The sequence below is a fragment of the Acetobacter musti genome (genome assembly GCF_011516835.1).
GTDB lineage: Bacteria > Pseudomonadota > Alphaproteobacteria > Acetobacterales > Acetobacteraceae > Acetobacter > Acetobacter musti.
The window spans coordinates 56,203-73,145 of sequence record NZ_WOTB01000004.1; the positions used below are offsets into that span (position 1 = coordinate 56,203).

The 16,943-nt window shown below is 59.3% G+C and carries 16 protein-coding genes; 8 read left to right on the plus strand and 8 right to left on the minus strand.

From position 1 onward, the window contains the following. Positions 1 to 35: 35 nt before the first annotated feature. Positions 36 to 386, minus strand: a complete 351-nt coding sequence (locus GOB93_RS04320; protein WP_173582269.1) for a RidA family protein — start codon at positions 384 to 386, stop codon at positions 36 to 38. 323 nt (positions 387 to 709) lie between these two features. On the opposite strand from GOB93_RS04320, the gene acuI reads away from it, so the two are divergent. Then, complete coding sequence (gene acuI, locus GOB93_RS04325; RefSeq protein WP_173582270.1) at positions 710 to 1,690, plus strand: acrylyl-CoA reductase (NADPH); 981 nt, start codon at positions 710 to 712, stop codon at positions 1,688 to 1,690. 124 nt (positions 1,691 to 1,814) lie between these two features. On the opposite strand, the gene ilvC is transcribed toward acuI, so the two are convergent. From ilvC to miaA, 5 genes are all read right to left on the minus strand, one after another. Then, a complete protein-coding gene (ilvC, locus tag GOB93_RS04330; RefSeq protein ID WP_173582393.1) occupies positions 1,815 to 2,834 on the minus strand; it encodes a ketol-acid reductoisomerase in 1,020 nt (339 codons plus the stop codon). Positions 2,835 to 2,929: 95 nt separating this feature from the next. After that, entirely contained in the window at positions 2,930 to 3,463 is a 534-nt protein-coding gene (ilvN, locus tag GOB93_RS04335; protein WP_173582394.1) for an acetolactate synthase small subunit, read from the minus strand. A 120-nt stretch (positions 3,464 to 3,583) separates the two neighbouring features. Beyond that, positions 3,584 to 3,649, minus strand: coding sequence for a hypothetical protein (locus GOB93_RS22205; RefSeq protein ID WP_408742359.1), 66 nt, complete (start codon positions 3,647 to 3,649; stop codon positions 3,584 to 3,586). Further along, positions 3,627 to 5,441, minus strand: a complete 1,815-nt coding sequence (ilvB, locus tag GOB93_RS04340; protein ID WP_173582271.1) for a biosynthetic-type acetolactate synthase large subunit — start codon at positions 5,439 to 5,441, stop codon at positions 3,627 to 3,629. Before ilvB ends, GOB93_RS22205 begins: the two co-directional genes overlap by 23 nt. A gap of 120 nt (positions 5,442 to 5,561) precedes the next feature. Beyond that, positions 5,562 to 6,551, minus strand: coding sequence for a tRNA (adenosine(37)-N6)-dimethylallyltransferase MiaA (gene miaA, locus GOB93_RS04345; RefSeq protein WP_408742350.1), 990 nt, complete (start codon positions 6,549 to 6,551; stop codon positions 5,562 to 5,564). A gap of 48 nt (positions 6,552 to 6,599) precedes the next feature. Here miaA and serB point away from each other — a divergent pair, with 48 nt between their 5' ends. Both serB and GOB93_RS04355 read left to right on the plus strand, forming a co-directional pair. Continuing rightward, positions 6,600 to 7,493, plus strand: coding sequence for a phosphoserine phosphatase SerB (gene serB / locus GOB93_RS04350; protein ID WP_173582272.1), 894 nt, complete (start codon positions 6,600 to 6,602; stop codon positions 7,491 to 7,493). Positions 7,494 to 7,626: 133 nt separating this feature from the next. After that, the gene (locus GOB93_RS04355; RefSeq protein ID WP_173582273.1) at positions 7,627 to 9,522 is read left to right on the plus strand and encodes an amidohydrolase family protein; all 1,896 of its coding nucleotides are present in this window, start codon (positions 7,627 to 7,629) and stop codon (positions 9,520 to 9,522) included. Positions 9,523 to 9,604: 82 nt separating this feature from the next. On the opposite strand, the gene GOB93_RS04360 is transcribed toward GOB93_RS04355, so the two are convergent. After that, complete coding sequence (locus GOB93_RS04360) at positions 9,605 to 12,154, minus strand: excinuclease ABC subunit UvrA (protein WP_173582274.1); 2,550 nt, start codon at positions 12,152 to 12,154, stop codon at positions 9,605 to 9,607. 178 nt (positions 12,155 to 12,332) lie between these two features. Further along, positions 12,333 to 13,145 carry a deaminated glutathione amidase gene (locus GOB93_RS04365; RefSeq protein ID WP_173582275.1) on the minus strand — a complete coding sequence of 271 codons (813 nt, stop codon included), beginning with the start codon at positions 13,143 to 13,145 and terminating at the stop codon, positions 12,333 to 12,335. Between the two features lie 246 nt (positions 13,146 to 13,391). On the opposite strand from GOB93_RS04365, the gene ffh reads away from it, so the two are divergent. From ffh to rplS, 5 genes are read left to right on the plus strand one after another with little or no spacing between them, the layout of a single operon-like run. Next, a complete protein-coding gene (gene ffh, locus GOB93_RS04370) occupies positions 13,392 to 14,789 on the plus strand; it encodes a signal recognition particle protein (RefSeq protein ID WP_173582276.1) in 1,398 nt (465 codons plus the stop codon). A 52-nt stretch (positions 14,790 to 14,841) separates the two neighbouring features. Then, positions 14,842 to 15,189: a 30S ribosomal protein S16 gene (rpsP, locus tag GOB93_RS04375; protein WP_173582277.1), complete on the plus strand. Its 348-nt coding sequence runs from the start codon at positions 14,842 to 14,844 to the stop codon at positions 15,187 to 15,189. A gap of 33 nt (positions 15,190 to 15,222) precedes the next feature. Continuing rightward, on the plus strand, positions 15,223 to 15,762 hold the full coding sequence (rimM, locus tag GOB93_RS04380; protein ID WP_173582278.1) for a ribosome maturation factor RimM: 540 nt from the start codon (positions 15,223 to 15,225) through the stop codon (positions 15,760 to 15,762). After that, complete coding sequence (gene trmD, locus GOB93_RS04385; protein ID WP_173582279.1) at positions 15,759 to 16,487, plus strand: tRNA (guanosine(37)-N1)-methyltransferase TrmD; 729 nt, start codon at positions 15,759 to 15,761, stop codon at positions 16,485 to 16,487. The genes rimM and trmD overlap by 4 nt, the downstream gene beginning before the upstream one ends. Beyond that, on the plus strand, positions 16,484 to 16,873 hold the full coding sequence (gene rplS / locus GOB93_RS04390; RefSeq protein WP_173582280.1) for a 50S ribosomal protein L19: 390 nt from the start codon (positions 16,484 to 16,486) through the stop codon (positions 16,871 to 16,873). The genes trmD and rplS overlap by 4 nt, the downstream gene beginning before the upstream one ends. The last annotated feature ends 70 nt before the right edge of the window (positions 16,874 to 16,943 follow it).

The window sequence follows — 16,943 nt, forward strand, 5'->3', positions numbered from 1 at the left end:
CGGGTCTTCCCCCGTACAGAAGCGGGTGGCAGATTTTAGCGGATCGCCGCAATCCCGGTGATTTCCACCTTCCATGCCGGATCTGCCAGCTTTGCCTCAACCGTCGCGCGGGCAGGCATATTGGCCGTATCCAGCCAGGCATCCCAGGCCCGGTTCATCGCTGCCATATCGGCGATATCCGCCAGAAAAATCTGCACTGAAAGCAGATTGCTCTTGCTCGTTCCGGCTTCAGTCAGCAACGCGTCAATCTGTCTCAGAATATCCTTTGTCTGTCCTTCAGCATCCAGAGTTGTATCATCGGCTACCTGACCCGCCAGATAGACGATATTATTACAGATCGATGCACCGCTGAGCCGTTCTTCAGGCAGCAGACGTTTGATGGTCATTGAACTCTTACCTCTCCGGATAAAACAGGCGTAGTGTCTGTCGCCTCAGGGGTTATTCTGCATTCATAAAAAAACCTGCCCTTGCAACTCTGCTTAATATAATGAGACGTCGGTGTCAGCGCGCTCGCTAAGAAGAACAGACCAGAATCCGTAATAGGCGCCGGGATTTCGGATCACGTCCACATATGCATCTGTGGAACGGGTCAGGCGTTCATAGCCCGATAAAATGACGGACGTATTTGAGGCAGAACAGTCTGGATCGTCACAAACCAGAACCGTCCCGAAAACTGCAATTCCGGGGCATTGTGAAGGAAAGCTGGCAGATGTTCGATGCATTGATGATTGAGAAAAACGGAGAGACGCAGACGACGTCAATCCGACAGATTGATGACACGATGCTTCCGGACGGAGACGTGCTTGTCGGTGTCGAATGGTCCACGATCAATTATAAAGATGCTCTGGCTATTACCGGCAAAGGGCCGATCGTGAAATCTTTCCCGATGATTCCCGGTGTCGATTTTGCCGGCGAAGTGCTTGAATCAAAATCCCGGTATTTTAAACCCGGTGACAGGGTGCTTCTTAATGGCTGGGGTGTCGGTGAGAAGCACTGGGGCGGTCTCGCTCAGCACGCCCGTGTCAAAGGTGAATGGCTGACCCCGATTCCGCTGGCCTTTACAACGCGTGAAGCTATGATCGTTGGCACAGCCGGATATACAGCAATGCTGTGTGTCACGGCGCTGGAGCGGGCGGGAGTCAGTCCGGATAAGGGGCCGATCCTGGTTACAGGTGCGTCCGGTGGTGTCGGAAGTATCGCCGTGATGCTGCTCTCCCGACTGGGATATACGGTCGTTGCCGTTACGGGTCGCCCGTCTGAAACGGACTATCTGAAAAGCCTGGGGGCTGCGGAAGTTATTGGACGTGAGACTTTCTCCCATAAAGGGAAACCGCTTGAAAAAGCTGTATGGGCCGGTGCGGTCGATGTTGTTGGAGGTCAGATTCTGGCCTCTGTCTGCGCGGCAGTTCAGCCTCGCGGCGCGGTCGCAGCATGTGGTCTTGCGGGCGGAATGGATCTTCCGCTCACCGTTGCCCCTTTCATCCTGCGCGGTGTCAGCCTGCTCGGAATCGACAGCACATCCTGCCCGCGCAAGGAACGCCAGGAAGCCTGGTGTCGGCTGGCCGAACTGATTGACGCGAAGGAGTTAGAAAGCGTCGTCAGTGAATGTTCTCTCTCAGACGCGATCGGGGCAGCGGATAATCTTCTGGCAGGGAAAACTCACGGACGAATAATCATCCGTACTCAGTGAACGCACAGCTGTGTCCTGAGCATCTGGCCATCGGACCCGTCACTCCATAGAAACGGCCTCGTCAAAGCAACAGGTCTGCAGGGGCCAATCCCCCTGCAGACCTGTTGCCAGGCCTTATGACGCTTCAGTTCTTTGTCTTGTCGACGAGCTTCGATTTGGCAATCCAGGGCATCATCGCGCGCAGCTTCTCACCGGTCGCTTCGATCGGGTGCGCATCATTGCGGGCGCGCGTCGCCTTGAAGCCAATATTGCCAGACTGATTCTCAAGGATGAAGTTCCGCACGAATGTTCCGTCCTGAATGTCGGTCAGGATGCGCTTCATTTCGGCCTTCGTCTCTGGCGTTATAACGCGCGGACCCGAGACGTACTCACCATACTCCGCCGTGTTGGAGATGGAGTAGTTCATGTTCGCGATGCCGCCTTCATAGATCAGGTCCACGATCAGCTTCATCTCATGGAGGCATTCGAAATACGCCATCTCGGGGGCGTAACCGGCTTCGACCAGTGTTTCGAAACCAGCGCGGATCAGCTCGACCAGACCACCACAAAGTACGGCCTGTTCGCCAAACAGGTCAGTTTCGACCTCTTCCTTAAACGTGGTCTCAATGATGCCGGCCCGACCGCCGCCATTCGCGGAAGCATAGGACAGGGCGATCTCAAGCGCGTTGCCCGATGCGTTCTGTGCCACGGCAACCAGGGACGGCACGCCGCCGCCGCGCTGATATTCGGAGCGAACTGTGTGACCAGGTCCTTTCGGCGCGATCAGGAACACGTCGAGGTCAGGGCGGCCTTCGATGATGCGGAAATGGATCGCTAGGCCGTGAGCGAACGCAAGAGCGGCGCCCTGCTTCAGGTTCTTCTCGAGCGATTCCTTATAGAGCGCGCCCTGGCCTTCATCCGGTGTGAGAACCATCACGACATCGGCCCATTTTGCGGCCTCATCGGGAGTCATCACTTTGAAACCGGTGGCTTCCGCTTTCGCGACCGCTGAAGACGTCGGACGAAGACCGATCACGATCTCCTTTACGCCGCTGTCCTTCAGGTTGTTGGCGTGTGCATGGCCCTGACTGCCATAACCGATGATCGCGACCTTTTTGTTTTTGATCAGATTCACATCGGCGTCGCGATCGTAATAGACTCGCATGGACATTGTATTTTCTACCTTTCAGTCAAAAGAAAGCGGCGAGACGTATCCGGGGCGCAGCGCCTCCGGCCGTACTGTTCTCACCGGGAAACCTGTCAGAGCGTGCGGGGACCTCGCGTGAGGGCCGCAACACCGGTGCGGGACACTTCAGCCAGACCCAGCGGCGCCATCAGTTCGACAAAACTGTCGAGCTTATCGCTCGCGCCCGTCAGTTCGAAAACAAACGAGCTTGCCGTGGTGTCCACCGCTCTGGCCCGGAAGGCCTCGGCAATACGCAGGGCCTCCGTCCGGGCCTCACCGGTGGAGACCACTTTCACCAGCACCATTTCACGGGCGATATGCGGACCGAGTGTTGTCAGATTGGCCACACGGGCAACCGGGACCTGACGCTCAAGCTGAGCCCGGATCTGCTCGATGATCGCCGGTGTGCCGGAGGTGACGATGTTGATCCGGGACAGACCGCCATCGGCGGCAACCGGCGCCACAGTCAGGCTTTCGATATTGTAGCCCCGTCCGGAAAACAGGCCGACGACACGTGCGAGCACGCCGCTTTCGTTGTCGACCAGCACCGACATCACGGCCCGGCAGGGCGTGTCCTCGGAGGCCTCAGGAGAAGACGGTGCCACCATCGGGGGCAGGCCGGGAGTATATTTCATCGACTGAATCCGGAATCCGATCCGTTACGACGTCCCGGGGGCTGTAATGGCCACCGGAACAAAATGGAAGAGAGTGACGGGCGTATCAGCCCGTCACTCTGCAGGGGCCGCGCCCAGTGGCACGGCCGGCAGGTCATCAGACAAGCATCTTGCCCTCATCTGTAATCTGCGCGCCCTGCGCCTCCTGTTCCGGACCGAGAATCATTTCGTTATGCGCCGCCCCGGACGGGATCATCGGGAAACAGTTTTCTCCCTCAGCGACGCAGATATCGATCAGCGCGGCGCCGTTATGCGTCAGGGCTGCCCGGATTGTTTCGTCCAGTTCGCTCAGCTTTGTGGCGCGGAATCCTTTTGCATGGAAACTGTCGGCCAGTTTTACAAAATCCGGCAGGGCGTCGCTGTAGCTCTCGGAATAACGCGATCCGTGCAGAAGTTCCTGCCACTGCCGGACCATGCCCATGTAATGGTTGTTGATGATGAAGATTTTCACAGGCAGCCGGTATTGCGCGATGGTGCCGAGTTCCTGAATGTTCATCAGGGTCGAGGCTTCACCTGCCACGTCGATGACCAGGGCATCCGGATGCGCCACCTGCGCGCCGACCGCGGCGGGCAGGCCGTAACCCATCGTGCCCAGACCGCCCGAGGTCAGCCAGCGATTCGGTTTTTCGAATTTGAAGAACTGTGCAGCCCACATCTGATGCTGCCCGACTTCCGTGGACACGAATGTATCGCGTCCGGTCTCACAGGCCAGTTCATAAATCCGCTTAATCGCCTGCTGCGGCTTGATGATCGCATCCGGAGCCTGATCCTGCGTAAAGCGCAGACAGTCCAGTCCGCGCCACGCATCAATCCGTGCCCACCAGGTTTTCAGGGCCGTCTGATCCGGCTGCGTGGCATCCTTTTCCCATTCCCCGATCATCATTGCGATGGTGCGTCCGGCATCGCCGACAACCGGCACATCCACATGGATGATCTTGTTGATCTGGGAGGGATCGATATCCGCATGAATTTTAAATGAATGCGGCGAGAATGCATCGACACGCCCGGTCACCCGGTCATCAAAACGCGAACCGAGCGCGATCAGGACGTCACAGTCATGCGTCGCCAGATTGGCCTCGTAGGTTCCGTGCATGCCGAGCATGCCGATAAACTGCCTGTCGCTGGCCGGAAATGCGCCCAGCCCCATCAGTGTTTCGGTGCAGGGAAATCCTGTCATATGCACAAGGCGCGTCAGATCGGCGCAGGCCTGCGGACCCGCGTTGATCACACCACCACCGACATAGAACAATGGCCGCTTCGCCCGCTTCATCGCCGCGACGGCACGCTGAACGGCGTCCCGCTCCGGCTCGGTCCGGGGCTGATAGGACCGGCGGGTCGTGCCGGACGGAGGTTCATAGGGGGCCGGTCCGACGGTGATGTTCTTGGGCAGATCCACCAGGACCGGTCCAGGGCGGCCGGAGCGGGCGATCTCGAACGCTTCGTTCACGACCGGCGCCAGGTCCTCCGGGCGTTTGACCAGGTAATTATATTTCGTCGCCGGCCGCGTGATTCCTGTCGTATCCGCTTCCTGGAAGGCGTCATTCCCGATCAGGGGAACCGGCACCTGACCGGACAGACACACAACCGGCACGGAATCCATCAGCGCATCAAGCAGTCCTGTCACTGCGTTGGTCGCTCCGGGGCCGCTGGTCACCAGCACCACGCCAACGCGGCCTGTCGACCGGGCATAGGCTTCCGCCGCGTGAACGGCGGCCTGTTCGTGACGCACCAGGATGTGGCGAATGCGATCCTGCTGAAACAGCGCATCGTAGATCGGCAGAACCGCTCCGCCCGGATAGCCGAAGACGACCTCGACGCCCTGGTCCACGAGAACACGCATAAGCACTTCGGCTCCGGTCAGCATCGTGGCGGACTCAGGCTGAGTGGCGGTCATCTGTGTGGTGGCGTTCATGTCATCTTCTCCCCCGGGGACCTTTATTCTCCCCGGGCTGTCTGGGCCTGACGATCTGCTGCTTCTGTTGCGATCAGGCGGTTCACCTCCGGACCCGATACCGGCGGCGGGAGCGCGGGTTTAGGCTCCTGACGGCGCTGCGTCAATGCGCTCATGCACGAAAGAGATAATTTTCTCGATTTTTCTTTTCATATATTGCTCATATGATCCTATTCTGTTTTCAGAAATAACCATATCATGTTCTTCCGCCAGCGGATGATGGCCGAACCAGGTTGTCTGACGTTTGGTGTAACGGCAGGTCGCCTGTACCGCCCGCGCCACAGCTTCCTGTTCATCCGTCTCTCCGCGCAGCATCGCCGCGAGTTCCGGCACGCCATGAGCCCGCATTGCGGGCAGGGCCGGACTCAGTTCAAGAGCGAGCAAAGCCCGGACCTCGTCCACTGCGCCCTGCGTCATCATGTCCCTGAAGCGGGCCACGATCGCCCTGCGCAGTTCGCTGCGGTCAGGAGCCAGCCTTACGGCTATAAAACGACAGGGAGCGCGGGGCAGACCGGGCTGCGCCCGCCACCATGAGAGCCCGTGTCCGGTGCCGCGCCATACTTCCCAGGCCCGCGCCAGTCGCTGTGTGTCGGTCGGTCTGAGCCCCTGCCCCGTTTCAGGATCGGCTTCCATCAGCCGGGCATGAAGCGACGCCGGGTCGGCGGACAGCGCCCGCGCCTCGGCTCGCGCCTCAGATCCGGGATCAGGAACTTCCGCCAGACCGTCGGTCAGAGCACGCAGATACATGCCCGTCCCTCCGCACAGAACCGGCAGCCGTCCCGCCTTCCAGGCTTCATCCATCGCCGAAAGAGCCTGCTGACGCCACCAGGCGACGCTGCGCGCCTCCGCAGCCGGGCTGATCCCGTATAACCGGTGCGGGAGACGCTCCTCATCCTGCGGAGAGGGACGCGCTGTCAGAATCCGCAGTTCGCGGTACACCTGCATCGAATCCGCATTGATGATCGTTCCGCCGAACCGTTCACCAAGCGTGATCGCTAGGGCTGACTTTCCCGAGCAGGTCGGTCCGGCCACGATCAGGGCAACCCGTCCGGCCTGTTCTCTGTCCATCATTCCTGTCCGCTTGCCTCTTCACTTCAACCCTGTCACACGCAGGGGGCTATGGACGCCATTCTGACACTTGTCGCGGATCGCGCGGCTACATCGCTCACGCCTCTGGACATCGAGACGGTTTCAGCTCTGTCCGGCGGCCGCGAGGAAGCCGTTCTTTCTCCCGGTGAGGCCGTGGATATCGCCTGCCACGCTGTTTCGCCAGCGCAGTTCGGGGCCATTCGTGACGCTCTGCGTGACCGGCCGGTCGATATTCTGCTGACCAGCCGACACAACCGGCGCAAACGGGTTCTTGTTGCGGATATGGACAGCACCATGGTTGCAAACGAGACTCTTGACGACATTGCCGCCGGAGCGGAACGGCTTCGTCCGGGTATTGGCGAGGCTGTCGCTGCGGTAACGCGTCAGTCGATGAATGGCGAGATCGATTTCCAGACCTCGCTTCGCAATCGGGTTGCTCTTCTGAAGGATCTGCCGGCCTCACTGCTCGACACGGCAGCGGCACATCTCTCACTGAATGAGGGCGCACGGACGCTTGTCGCGACGATGCGCGCCAGCGGCGCCGTGACGGCGCTGGTCTCGGGCGGCTTTACATTTTTTACTGCCCGCGTGGCGGCGCTCTGCGGCTTTTCGGAGAACCATGCCAACCGTCTCGTTCATGCGGGCGACACTCTGACCGGAACCGTGGAGGAGCCCGTTCTCGGTCCTGATGCAAAACTTGATCACCTGAAACGTATCGTGGCCGCGGCCGGTCTGACGCTGAACGACGCCCTGACCATCGGGGACGGCGCCAACGATCTTCCGATGCTTCGCGCCGCGGGACTGGGCATCGCATTTCATGCAAAGCCTGTCGTTCGCAGGGAAATCTCAGATCGCATTGACCACACATCGCTCCGCAGCGCACTGTTCGCGCAGGGTTACTCTGTCACTGACTTCCGCGAGTAGACGCGACCGGAACCGGCTTGTGTCTCATTTGTTATAATAAGACGCAATCCGGCATCACCACTGACATAAACAGGCATCGACCTGCCGCGTTATGGCTGCCATGGTGAACCGATCGCCACCCCCGGAGGCATGAGTGACAAAGATCGTTTATCGCGACGCGCTTTTTTTTGACGGCACAGGATCTGACCCGGTTATTTCCGACATCGCCGTATCGAATGGAAAAATCTCGGCAATCGGCCCTCATCTCAAAGCTGGTGACGCAGCGGTCGAAATCAACTGCAAAGGCCTGTGGCTGATCCCGGGTCTTCTCGACATCCACACACATCTCGACCTCGAAATCGAAATTGCGCCGGAACTTCCGGAAGTCGTACAGCACGGCACCACAACGGTTGTCATCAGCAACTGTTCCCTTGGCGTGACCTACGGCAATCTGCGCCGCAACGGGGACGATCCGATCGTCTCCTGCTTCGCACGTGTCGAGAACATGCCGAAATGCGTTCTGACGAAAGTCGCGGACGCCTGCACATGGACTGACTCCCAGGGCTATCTTGATCACCTTGAAAGCCTTCCGCTCGGGCCGAATGTTGTTCCTCTGATCCCTCATTCCATGCTGCGTGTTGCCGTTATGGGGCTGGACAACTCCATCGAACGCCTTGCCACCCGCCGCGAACTCCGGCGCATGCAGGAAATGGTTGAAGCCGGAATGGCCCAGGGTTACGCGGGGCTCTCGACGGACGCTCTGCCGTTCCATTTTCTGGCCAACGACCCGCATAAGAAAAAAAGAATTCCCACCCAGTATGCCAGTTTCCGCGAACTCTTTCGGCTGACGAGCGTCGTCCGGCGACATGGCCGCGTATGGCAGGCGACACCACCAAAAGAGGATATCTTTGACGCTGTAAGGAGTTTTCTCCTCACCAGCGGCCGCATTTTTGGCCGTCCGCTGAAAACAACCGTGCTTGCGGCGATTGATCTGAAGACAAATCGCTCTGCTGTCGCGCTGTGTCTCATGCTTTCAAAAATTCTGAATTCCCGTCTAATTAAGGGCGCTTTTCACTTTCAGGCCATGCCGTCATCCTTTCGCCTGTGGAGTGATGGTGCCATCAACCTGATGGCCGATGAGATTCACGAATTCCGGACCCTGAATGAGCTGGAGCCAGAAGACCGGGAAGGTAGAGCGAAGATTCTGAACGATCCTGACTGGATCATCGCTTTTCGGAAAATGTGGCTTAATGGGAAAAAGGGCATCTCACTGGCCCGGCTGCAGCGTCTGATTCGTCTGGAAGACGTTGTTCTGACCCGCAATCTGAAAGATATGATCGTTGCCGACTGTCCGCTGGAAAACTGGAACGGGGAGACGCTTGAAGCTCCCTGGCAGCGCCTGCTGCGGTGGCAGGCATCCAGGGGAAAACGGGGCGCGGCCAGCGCGGCCGAAGCAGAATTTTTTTCTCAGTTTCCTGATCCCATCGGTGATGATGCAGAATTCTTTCTTCATCTTCTGCGTGTCTGGGATACGGATTTCAGATGGGAAACAACGGTTGCAAACTGCAATCCCAAAACCGTCAAAAAGTTGCTTTTTCATCCTCAGACAGTGCCCGGGTTTAATGACAGCGGCGCTCACCTCGCCAATATCGCTTTCTATGACGGGAATCTGCGTGCGCTGAAAATCGCGCAGGAAGATGGTCTGCGGAGAGTCTCTGAAATGGTTTACAGGCTCACGGGACTTCCGGCGGCTTTCTTCGGCGTCAATGCCGGTGTGCTGCGTGTCGGCGCCCAGGCTGATCTGTGTCTGATCGATCCGGAAGTGCTTCGTCAGTGGGACCCCGAGAGCACATATGAACTCATCTACAGAAGCCAGTTCGGCTGCCGGCAGGTGATCAACCGTCCGACCGGCGTGGTAAAACACGTGATGATCTCAGGAAAGATTTTGTGGAATGACGGATCGTACACACCGGAATTCGGAAAATCATCTACCGGGCGTGTTCTGAGGCCGGCCGATCATCCGCTGGAACGACAAAAGGTCGCCGTCTGATCCCCGTCCGGTCGCATTACGCGCTCTGAAGCCGCAGGAAGAACAGTGCTCTGCCGGTTCAGGGCACTGTTCTGAGAAGAGATCAGATTTTCTCTTCTGAAAAAGGATTTTCTTCAACATAGTTTTTCAGAAAAGGAGCTGTTCTGCTCCCGGCTGCGTGCGCTACTTCGGATGGCAGTCCGGCAGCAACAATATGGCCGCCGCTGCTGCCCGCGTCCGGCCCCATATCAATAACCCAGTCACTGCGCGCCACGAGCCGCATATCATGTTCCGCTGCGATCACAGTATTGCCGCCGTCAACCAGCTCCTGAAGATGGTCCATCAGACGATCCACATCCAGAGGATGCAGTCCTGTCGTCGGTTCATCGAGAATATATAGTGTATGACCCCGTCTCTGTTTTTGCAGTTCTGTCGCCAGTTTGATCCGCTGGGCCTCTCCGCCTGAAAGCTCCGTCGCGGGCTGGCCGAGGCGCAGATGTCCCAGGCCGCCCTTCATCAGGGTCGTCAGCGCTGCCGAGGGCGCCGGATCATCGGCGAAAAAGGCAGCGGCCTCCGCGATATTCATTGCGAGCACACCGGCGATCGACTGTCCCCGATACTTCACTTCCAGAACCTCCGGCTTGTACCGGGAACCATGACAAACAGGGCACGGCGTATAGACGCTGGGCAGGAACAGAAGCTCCACCATGACCGATCCGGCTCCCTCGCAATGCGGACACCGCCCTTTGGCGACGTTGAACGAAAACCACCCGGCATCGTATTTTCGCTCCCGCGCCAGACTGGTCCGCGCATAAAGCTTGCGGATTGTGTCAAACAGTCCCGTATATGTCGCAAGACTGGAGCGTGGTGTCCGGCCGATCGGTTTCTGGTCGATGACAACCAGTCGCCGGATTTCATTCAGTCCTTCGGTGATTTTCCCCTGAGGGTGTCCGAATGACGTCAGCGCGGACAAGGTCTCAGCATCCTCCTCTTCCGTCTCCGGCAACGCCTGGCCGAGAGCCTCCGAGACAACGGTTGTGAGAACCTGACTGACGAGCGACGACTTTCCTGATCCTGATACACCTGTAACGGACGTAAAGACGCCAAGCGGAAAAGACGCTGTAAGATTCTCAAGATTATTCCAGCTTACTCCCTTCAGCCTCAGCCAGCCTGTGGGTTTTCGCGGTATTCTCCGGGCAGGTCGTGGTGGCGAGAACAGATAGGTCCGTGTGCTGGACTCAGTGACATCCCGCAGGCCACTGAGCGGGCCGGAATACAGCACCTGTCCTCCGGCCTCTCCGGCGCCCGGTCCGACATCCACGATCCACTCGGCTTTGCGAATGATATCGAGGTTATGCTCGACCAGAAAAAGAGAATTTCCTGCTGATTTCAGTTTTGACAACGCCTCAAGGAGCGCCTCTGTATCCGCCGGATGCAGACCCGATGACGGCTCATCGAGAACGTACACAACGCCAAACAGATTAGAATGGATCTGTGTACCGAGCCTTAGTCTCTGATACTCGCCTGGCGACAATGTCTGCACGCTGCGGTCCATCTGCAGATAACCCAGCCCCAGATGCAGCAGCACGCCGATACGCGCGCTCATATCCTCAACGATACGCTGCGCGACAATTCCTTTTGCGTGTCCTGCGCCGCTCTGAAGTTTCCCGGCGACGTCCGATAATTTCGTGGCGATCTCCTCAAGCGTCAGGGCCGTCAGTGCAGCGATGTTCAGGCCGCCAAAGGTCACACGGAGCGCATCGGCATTCAGCTTCTGCCCATGACATGCCGGACATTCCGTTGCCGTCATGAAGGATTCCGCCCGTCTGCGCATTGTCGCGCTCTGCGAATTCGCGAAAGTCTGGCGGATATACCGGCGCGCCCCTGTAAATGTCCCGTTATATCCGGGTTCTTTCTTTTGCCGGATCGCGGTCTGCACCTGTTCGTGGGTCAGCCCCGGATAGACAGGAACCGTGGGCGTCTCATCCGTATACAGAATCCAGTCCCGTGTTTTACGCGGAAGGTCACGCCAGGGGCAGTCTACATCTACCCCCATGGTAATGAGGATATCCCGCAGATTCTGTCCCTGCCAGGCTGTCGGCCACGACGCCACGGCGCGATTACGGATGGACAGGCTGTCGTCCGGAACCATCGACGCCTCCGTCACATCCAGAATGCGACCCAGACCATGGCATTCGGGACAGGCGCCCATCGGCGTATTCGGTGAAAAGGATTCTGCTTCCAGCCTTCCCAAGCCGGCCGGGTAAGTGCCGGCGCGGGAATAAAGCATTCTCAGCAGGTTCGAGAGCGTTGTGATGCTGCCGACGGAGGATCGGCCGGAGCTTCCGCCACGCTGCTGCTGGAGCGCGATCGCCGGAGGCAGTCCGTCAACAGAGTCAACGTCCGGAACGGGCATCTGCTGAAACAGCCTGCGGGCGTAAGGAGAAACGGACTCCAGATAGCGGCGCTGCGCCTCGGCGTAGAGCGTTCCGAACGCCAGGGAAGATTTTCCCGACCCTGAAATGCCGGTGAACACCACGAGTCTGTCGCGCGGAATATCGACGCTTACATCACGCAGATTATGCTCCCGCGCGCCCCGCACATGGACAAAGTCCTCCGCAGCGACGTCCGGAAGCACGGGAATCTTCGACATCAGATCACTCCGCACCCTGGATATAACGACATCCGGGAGGCGCGGCGCGATTCATCAGACGACAGAACGGATACGCAGCCCGGCTTTACATCCGTTATCCTAAAGTGAACCGGTGCTGTCGGGCACCCGTGCTGTCACAACGCCGAAAATCAGCGTTCCGGAGAAAGAATGACGTGAATCAATGACTTTCCGCCGCATTCTGTATCCGCAGTTCCGGCTCTGCGAACCGCCGGTTCGCCAGGACCGGCAGCGCCTGCCTTGCCGCAGCGATCCGGTCCGGATGGACCTCGCAAAACAACAGATCCGATGTGATTCCGGCGCGTGCCACTGCGACGCCCAGCGGGTCAACCATCATGCTGCACCCGATATTCCGGGGCCCACACTCTCCGACGGCCGCAACATAGCAGGTGTTTTCCAGCGCCCGCGCGGTGACCATGACTTCCCAGTGCCATTCCTTGGAAGGGCCACGAACCCAGGCGGCTGGAAGGGTCAGCAGATCCGCGCCATCAAGCGCCAGCCGTCGCGCCAGCTCCGGGAAACGCACATCATAACAGGTCATCAGACCGACATTGATGTCTCCGATCCTGACCAGTGCGGGCACTTCATTCCCGGGCATGTAATGATCGGATTCCTTCATGGAGAAGGCGTCATACAGATGCAGCTTGCGATATGCAGCAATCACACCCGTCCGGTTCACAACGATCTGCGTATTATAGGCGAAGCCGGGCCGGGCCGGCACGGAGATACAGCCGATCACCGTCAGATCCGTCCCCTCAAGCGCCTTCACCAGACCGGTCACAAACGGACCATCCAGCGGCTGCGCTGTCCGTACGGTAATGCCGAGGTCTTTCACATCCGCCGCGATGATGCTTTCCGGCAGCACCAGCAGTTTCGCGCCTTCAGCGGCAGCGCGTTCAGCGAAAGCGACGCACTGCGCAAGATTGGCGCTCCATTCGGCGGTCACCGCAAACTGACCAAGAGCAACTTTCATCGGTAATCTCCCGGAAACAGGGCATGGTGACAGGCCGCCGATATAGAAGTCATATTCACAGCGAGTCGCCAAGGCCTCTCTGCGGCCGGAAGGAGGCCGTCGGGCATTTTCATGCGTCATACAGAGTTCACCTGTAAAAACCTTTGACATCCCGCCCCTCCGGCGCGTAAAGCCCACTGCAGCATAAGTCCCGCCACCTCGCGAGTGTTCGCGCAGTGGCGCGTAATTTTTTGGGGTGAACGGTTCTTGTTCGAATCTCTTTCCGACAAGTTTTCCGGTGTTATCGGCGATCTCGGCAAACGTGGCACGCTGACGGAGGCCGATGTCGCGGAAGCCATGCGCGAAGTCCGTCTGGCCATGCTGGACGCCGACGTCGCGCTGCCGGTCGTCAAGGACTTCGTCAACAAGGTTAAGGAACGCTCGGTCGGGCAGGAGGTGCTGGAAAGCATTTCTCCCGGTCAGGCCGTCGCCAAAATCGTCAATGACGCACTGATCGATGCGCTCGGCGGCGCCGGCGCGGTTCCGCTGAACCTCAATGCCGTCCCGCCGGTGCCGATCCTGATGGTCGGTCTCCAGGGCTCGGGCAAAACCACCACATCCGGTAAGATCGCCCTTCGTCTCGCTACCCGCGAGCGGAAGAAGGTTCTGTTGGCATCCCTTGATACGCAGCGTCCGGCCGCGCAGCTTCAGCTGCAGCAGCTTGCGGAGCGCGCCGGCGTTACCTCGCTGCCGATTATTTCTGGCCAGACGCCGGTCGAGATCGCGAAACGGGCGATGGAGACCGGCCGCAGCCAGGGCTATGATGTCGTTATCCTCGACACCGCCGGCCGTCTGTCGATCGATGAAGCGCTGATGGAGGAAGTCCGGCAGATCCGCGATGTCACATCGCCTGCCGAGACCCTGCTTGTCGTCGATGCGATGACGGGTCAGGACGCCGTCAACACCGCGAAACACTTCAATGAAGCGATCGGGGTCAGCGGCGTCGTCATGACCCGTATGGACGGCGATGCCCGCGGTGGCGCGGCGCTGTCCATGCGCGCCATCACCGGCGCGCCGATCAAGCTGACGGGCTCGGGCGAAAAGCTCGACGCTCTTGAGGAATTCCACCCCGAGCGTGTCGCCGGCCGTATTCTCGGTCTGGGTGACATCGCCGGTCTGGTGGAGAAGGCCGCCGATACGCTCGACCAGGAAGAAGGCGAGCGGCTGGCCAAAAAGATGATGGCCGGCAAGTTTGATCTGGATGACTATGTCTCCCAGATCAAACAGATCCAGAAGATGGGTTCGATCTCCGGCATTCTCGGCATGCTGCCCGGCATGGGCAAGCTGAAGGATATGGTCGACGAGAAGAACATCGACACGACCATCTTCAAACGTCACCAGGCTATTATTTCCTCCATGACGAAGGCGGAGCGCAAAACGCCCGCCATGATCAAGGCGTCGCGCAAGAAGCGTATCGCCTCGGGGTCTGGAACCACAGTTCAGGACGTCAACAAGCTGCTCAAACAGTTCGATGACATGTCCACCATGATGAAGCGGATCAACAAAATGGGGCTGAAAGGCCTCATGCGTCAGGCATCCGCGCTCATGTCCGGGGGCGGCGGGGGCCGGGGCGGCCCTCCCGGCGGGCGGCCTCCTTTCGGCTGACCTGAATCCCTCAACCCGTTTTCCTTTTCTGACAATCTCCGGAGTAGTCTGAATGAGCCTTAAAATTCGTCTCGCCCGCGCCGGCGCCAAGAAGCGCCCCTACTACCACATCGTGATCGCTGACAGCCGCTCGCCGCGTGACGGCCGTTTCATCGAGAAGGTTGGCGCCTACAACCCGATGCTGCCGTCCGACCACGCCGAGCGCGTGCGTCTGGTCAGCGAGCGCATCACGCACTGGCTGTCGCAGGGCGCCCTGCCGACTGACCGCGTTGCCCGCTTCCTTGGCAATGCCGGCCTGATCGCCAAACCGACCTGGAACGAACAGCCAAAGCAGTCCGCTCCGAAGAAGAAGGCTCAGGAACGCGCCGCTGCTGCTGAAAAAGCTGCTGCTGCTGCCTGAGGACCAGAAAGACCGTAAAGCCGTTCCTGCATCATGACAGACACTCGTATCCAGCTCGGAGTTATAGGGAGACCGCACGGTGTGCGCGGGCTTGTGCATGTGTACAGCCTGGCCGCCGATCCGGCCTCTCTGGCTTCGTACGGGGTGCTGACGGATGATCATGGGGCGAAATGGACCCTGTCATGGCGCGGTGATGGTGTGGCGGAACTGCGTGATGCGGGTGGGAACCCCCTTGCCGACCGCACGGCGGCTCAGGCGCTCGTCAATCGCAGGCTCTATGTAAGCCGCGACAGACTGCCGGAACCCGATGCCGACGAGTTCTATCATTCGGATCTCATCGGTCTGGAGGCGCTGGAGGACAGTGAGACCGCCGGTCGCGTCGTGATCGTGCATGATTACGGCGCCGGAGCGAGCCTGGAGCTTGATTCCGGTCTGGTTATTCCGTTCACCCGCGCCTGCGTGCCGGAGATCGATTTCGCAAACCGTAGCCTGACCATTTCGCGTCCGGCCGAGGTTATCGGAGAAGCCGGTCAGGAGCCGAAACGGGCGAAAGCCCATGGAGGCGAGGCATGAGCTGGACGGCTGCGATTCTGACGCTGTTTCCGGAAATGTTTCCGGGTCCGCTCGGTCAGTCTCTGGCTGGCAGGGCGCTGGATGCTGATCTCTGGCGCTGTGAGACGCATGATCTGCGCTCTTTTGGCCTCGGACGGCATAAAACCGTGGATGACACGCCCTGTGGCGGCGGAGCAGGCATGGTGATGCGGCCGGACGTGGTGGATGCCGCACTGGCTTCGGTCTCGCGGAATGATGGCGCGTCCTGCGTCTATCTCACGCCGCGTGGCCGGCCGCTGACTCAGGCTGATATCCGTCGTTACACCGCAGGTTCCGGGGTGACCTTGCTCTGCGGCCGTTACGAAGGGGTGGACGAACGCGTTCTCGAAGCCCGCTCTGTCGAGCAGGTTTCCATCGGGGATTATGTCCTTTCCGGTGGTGAAACAGCGGCGCTGGTTCTGCTTGATGCCTGCGTCCGGCTTCTGCCGGGTGTTATGGGATCGGCCGAAAGCGGTGTCGAAGAGAGCTTCTCGGACGGTCTTCTCGAATATCCTCATTACACCCGTCCGGCCGAGTGGAATGGCCGTGCGGTGCCGGACGTTCTGCTGTCCGGCAACCATGCCGCCATCGCACGCTGGCGGCGCGAACAATCCGAGCGGGTCACGCGCGAGCGCCGACCCGATCTGTGGGCAGCCCACCTGTCGAATACAACCCATTCATCTGTTCAGGAAGGACATCCGATATGAACATTATCCAGCAGTATGAGGCCGACGAAATCGCGCGCCTGAGCGCTATTCGCGCGGTTCCCGTTTTCCAGGCCGGCGACACCGTTCGCGTGTCGGTCCGCGTGAAGGAAGGCGAGCGCGAGCGTGTGCAGGCTTATGAAGGCGTCTGCATCGCCCGTTCCAACAAGGGCCTGAACAGCAATTTCACGGTTCGCAAAATTTCGAACGGTGAAGGTGTCGAGCGTGTGTTCCCGCTCTATGCGCCGACCATTGCTGAAATCAAGGTTGTGCGTCGCGGTAAGGTCCGTCGTGCGAAGCTGTATTACCTGCGCGGCCGCAGCGGTAAATCCGCCCGTATCGCCGAGCGCGCCCGTGACACGAGCGGAAAAGCTGCCGCCGGCAAGTAATCTGTTTTTGTCCGTCCGGTCTTGTTAAATGTCCGGACGGAACTGATTTACCGACAGAGCGCATGCGCGC

Excerpts from the sequence above, each read along its gene's own strand:
- GOB93_RS04320 (WP_173582269.1), bottom strand. The coding sequence starts at position 386 with ATGACCATCAAACGTCTGCTGCCTGAAGAACGGCTCAGCGGTGCATCG.
- acuI (WP_173582270.1), top strand. The coding sequence starts at position 710 with ATGTTCGATGCATTGATGATTGAGAAAAACGGAGAGACGCAGACGACG.
- ilvC (WP_173582393.1), bottom strand. The coding sequence starts at position 2,834 with ATGCGAGTCTATTACGATCGCGACGCCGATGTGAATCTGATCAAAAAC.
- ilvN (WP_173582394.1), bottom strand. The coding sequence starts at position 3,463 with ATGGTGGCACCGTCTTCTCCTGAGGCCTCCGAGGACACGCCCTGCCGG.
- ilvB (WP_173582271.1), bottom strand. The coding sequence starts at position 5,441 with ATGAACGCCACCACACAGATGACCGCCACTCAGCCTGAGTCCGCCACG.
- miaA (WP_408742350.1), bottom strand. The coding sequence starts at position 6,551 with ATGATGGACAGAGAACAGGCCGGACGGGTTGCCCTGATCGTGGCCGGA.
- serB (WP_173582272.1), top strand. The coding sequence starts at position 6,600 with ATGGACGCCATTCTGACACTTGTCGCGGATCGCGCGGCTACATCGCTC.
- GOB93_RS04360 (WP_173582274.1), bottom strand. The coding sequence starts at position 12,154 with ATGTCGAAGATTCCCGTGCTTCCGGACGTCGCTGCGGAGGACTTTGTC.
- GOB93_RS04365 (WP_173582275.1), bottom strand. The coding sequence starts at position 13,145 with ATGAAAGTTGCTCTTGGTCAGTTTGCGGTGACCGCCGAATGGAGCGCC.
- rpsP (WP_173582277.1), top strand. The coding sequence starts at position 14,842 with ATGAGCCTTAAAATTCGTCTCGCCCGCGCCGGCGCCAAGAAGCGCCCC.
- rimM (WP_173582278.1), top strand. The coding sequence starts at position 15,223 with ATGACAGACACTCGTATCCAGCTCGGAGTTATAGGGAGACCGCACGGT.
- trmD (WP_173582279.1), top strand. The coding sequence starts at position 15,759 with ATGAGCTGGACGGCTGCGATTCTGACGCTGTTTCCGGAAATGTTTCCG.
- rplS (WP_173582280.1), top strand. The coding sequence starts at position 16,484 with ATGAACATTATCCAGCAGTATGAGGCCGACGAAATCGCGCGCCTGAGC.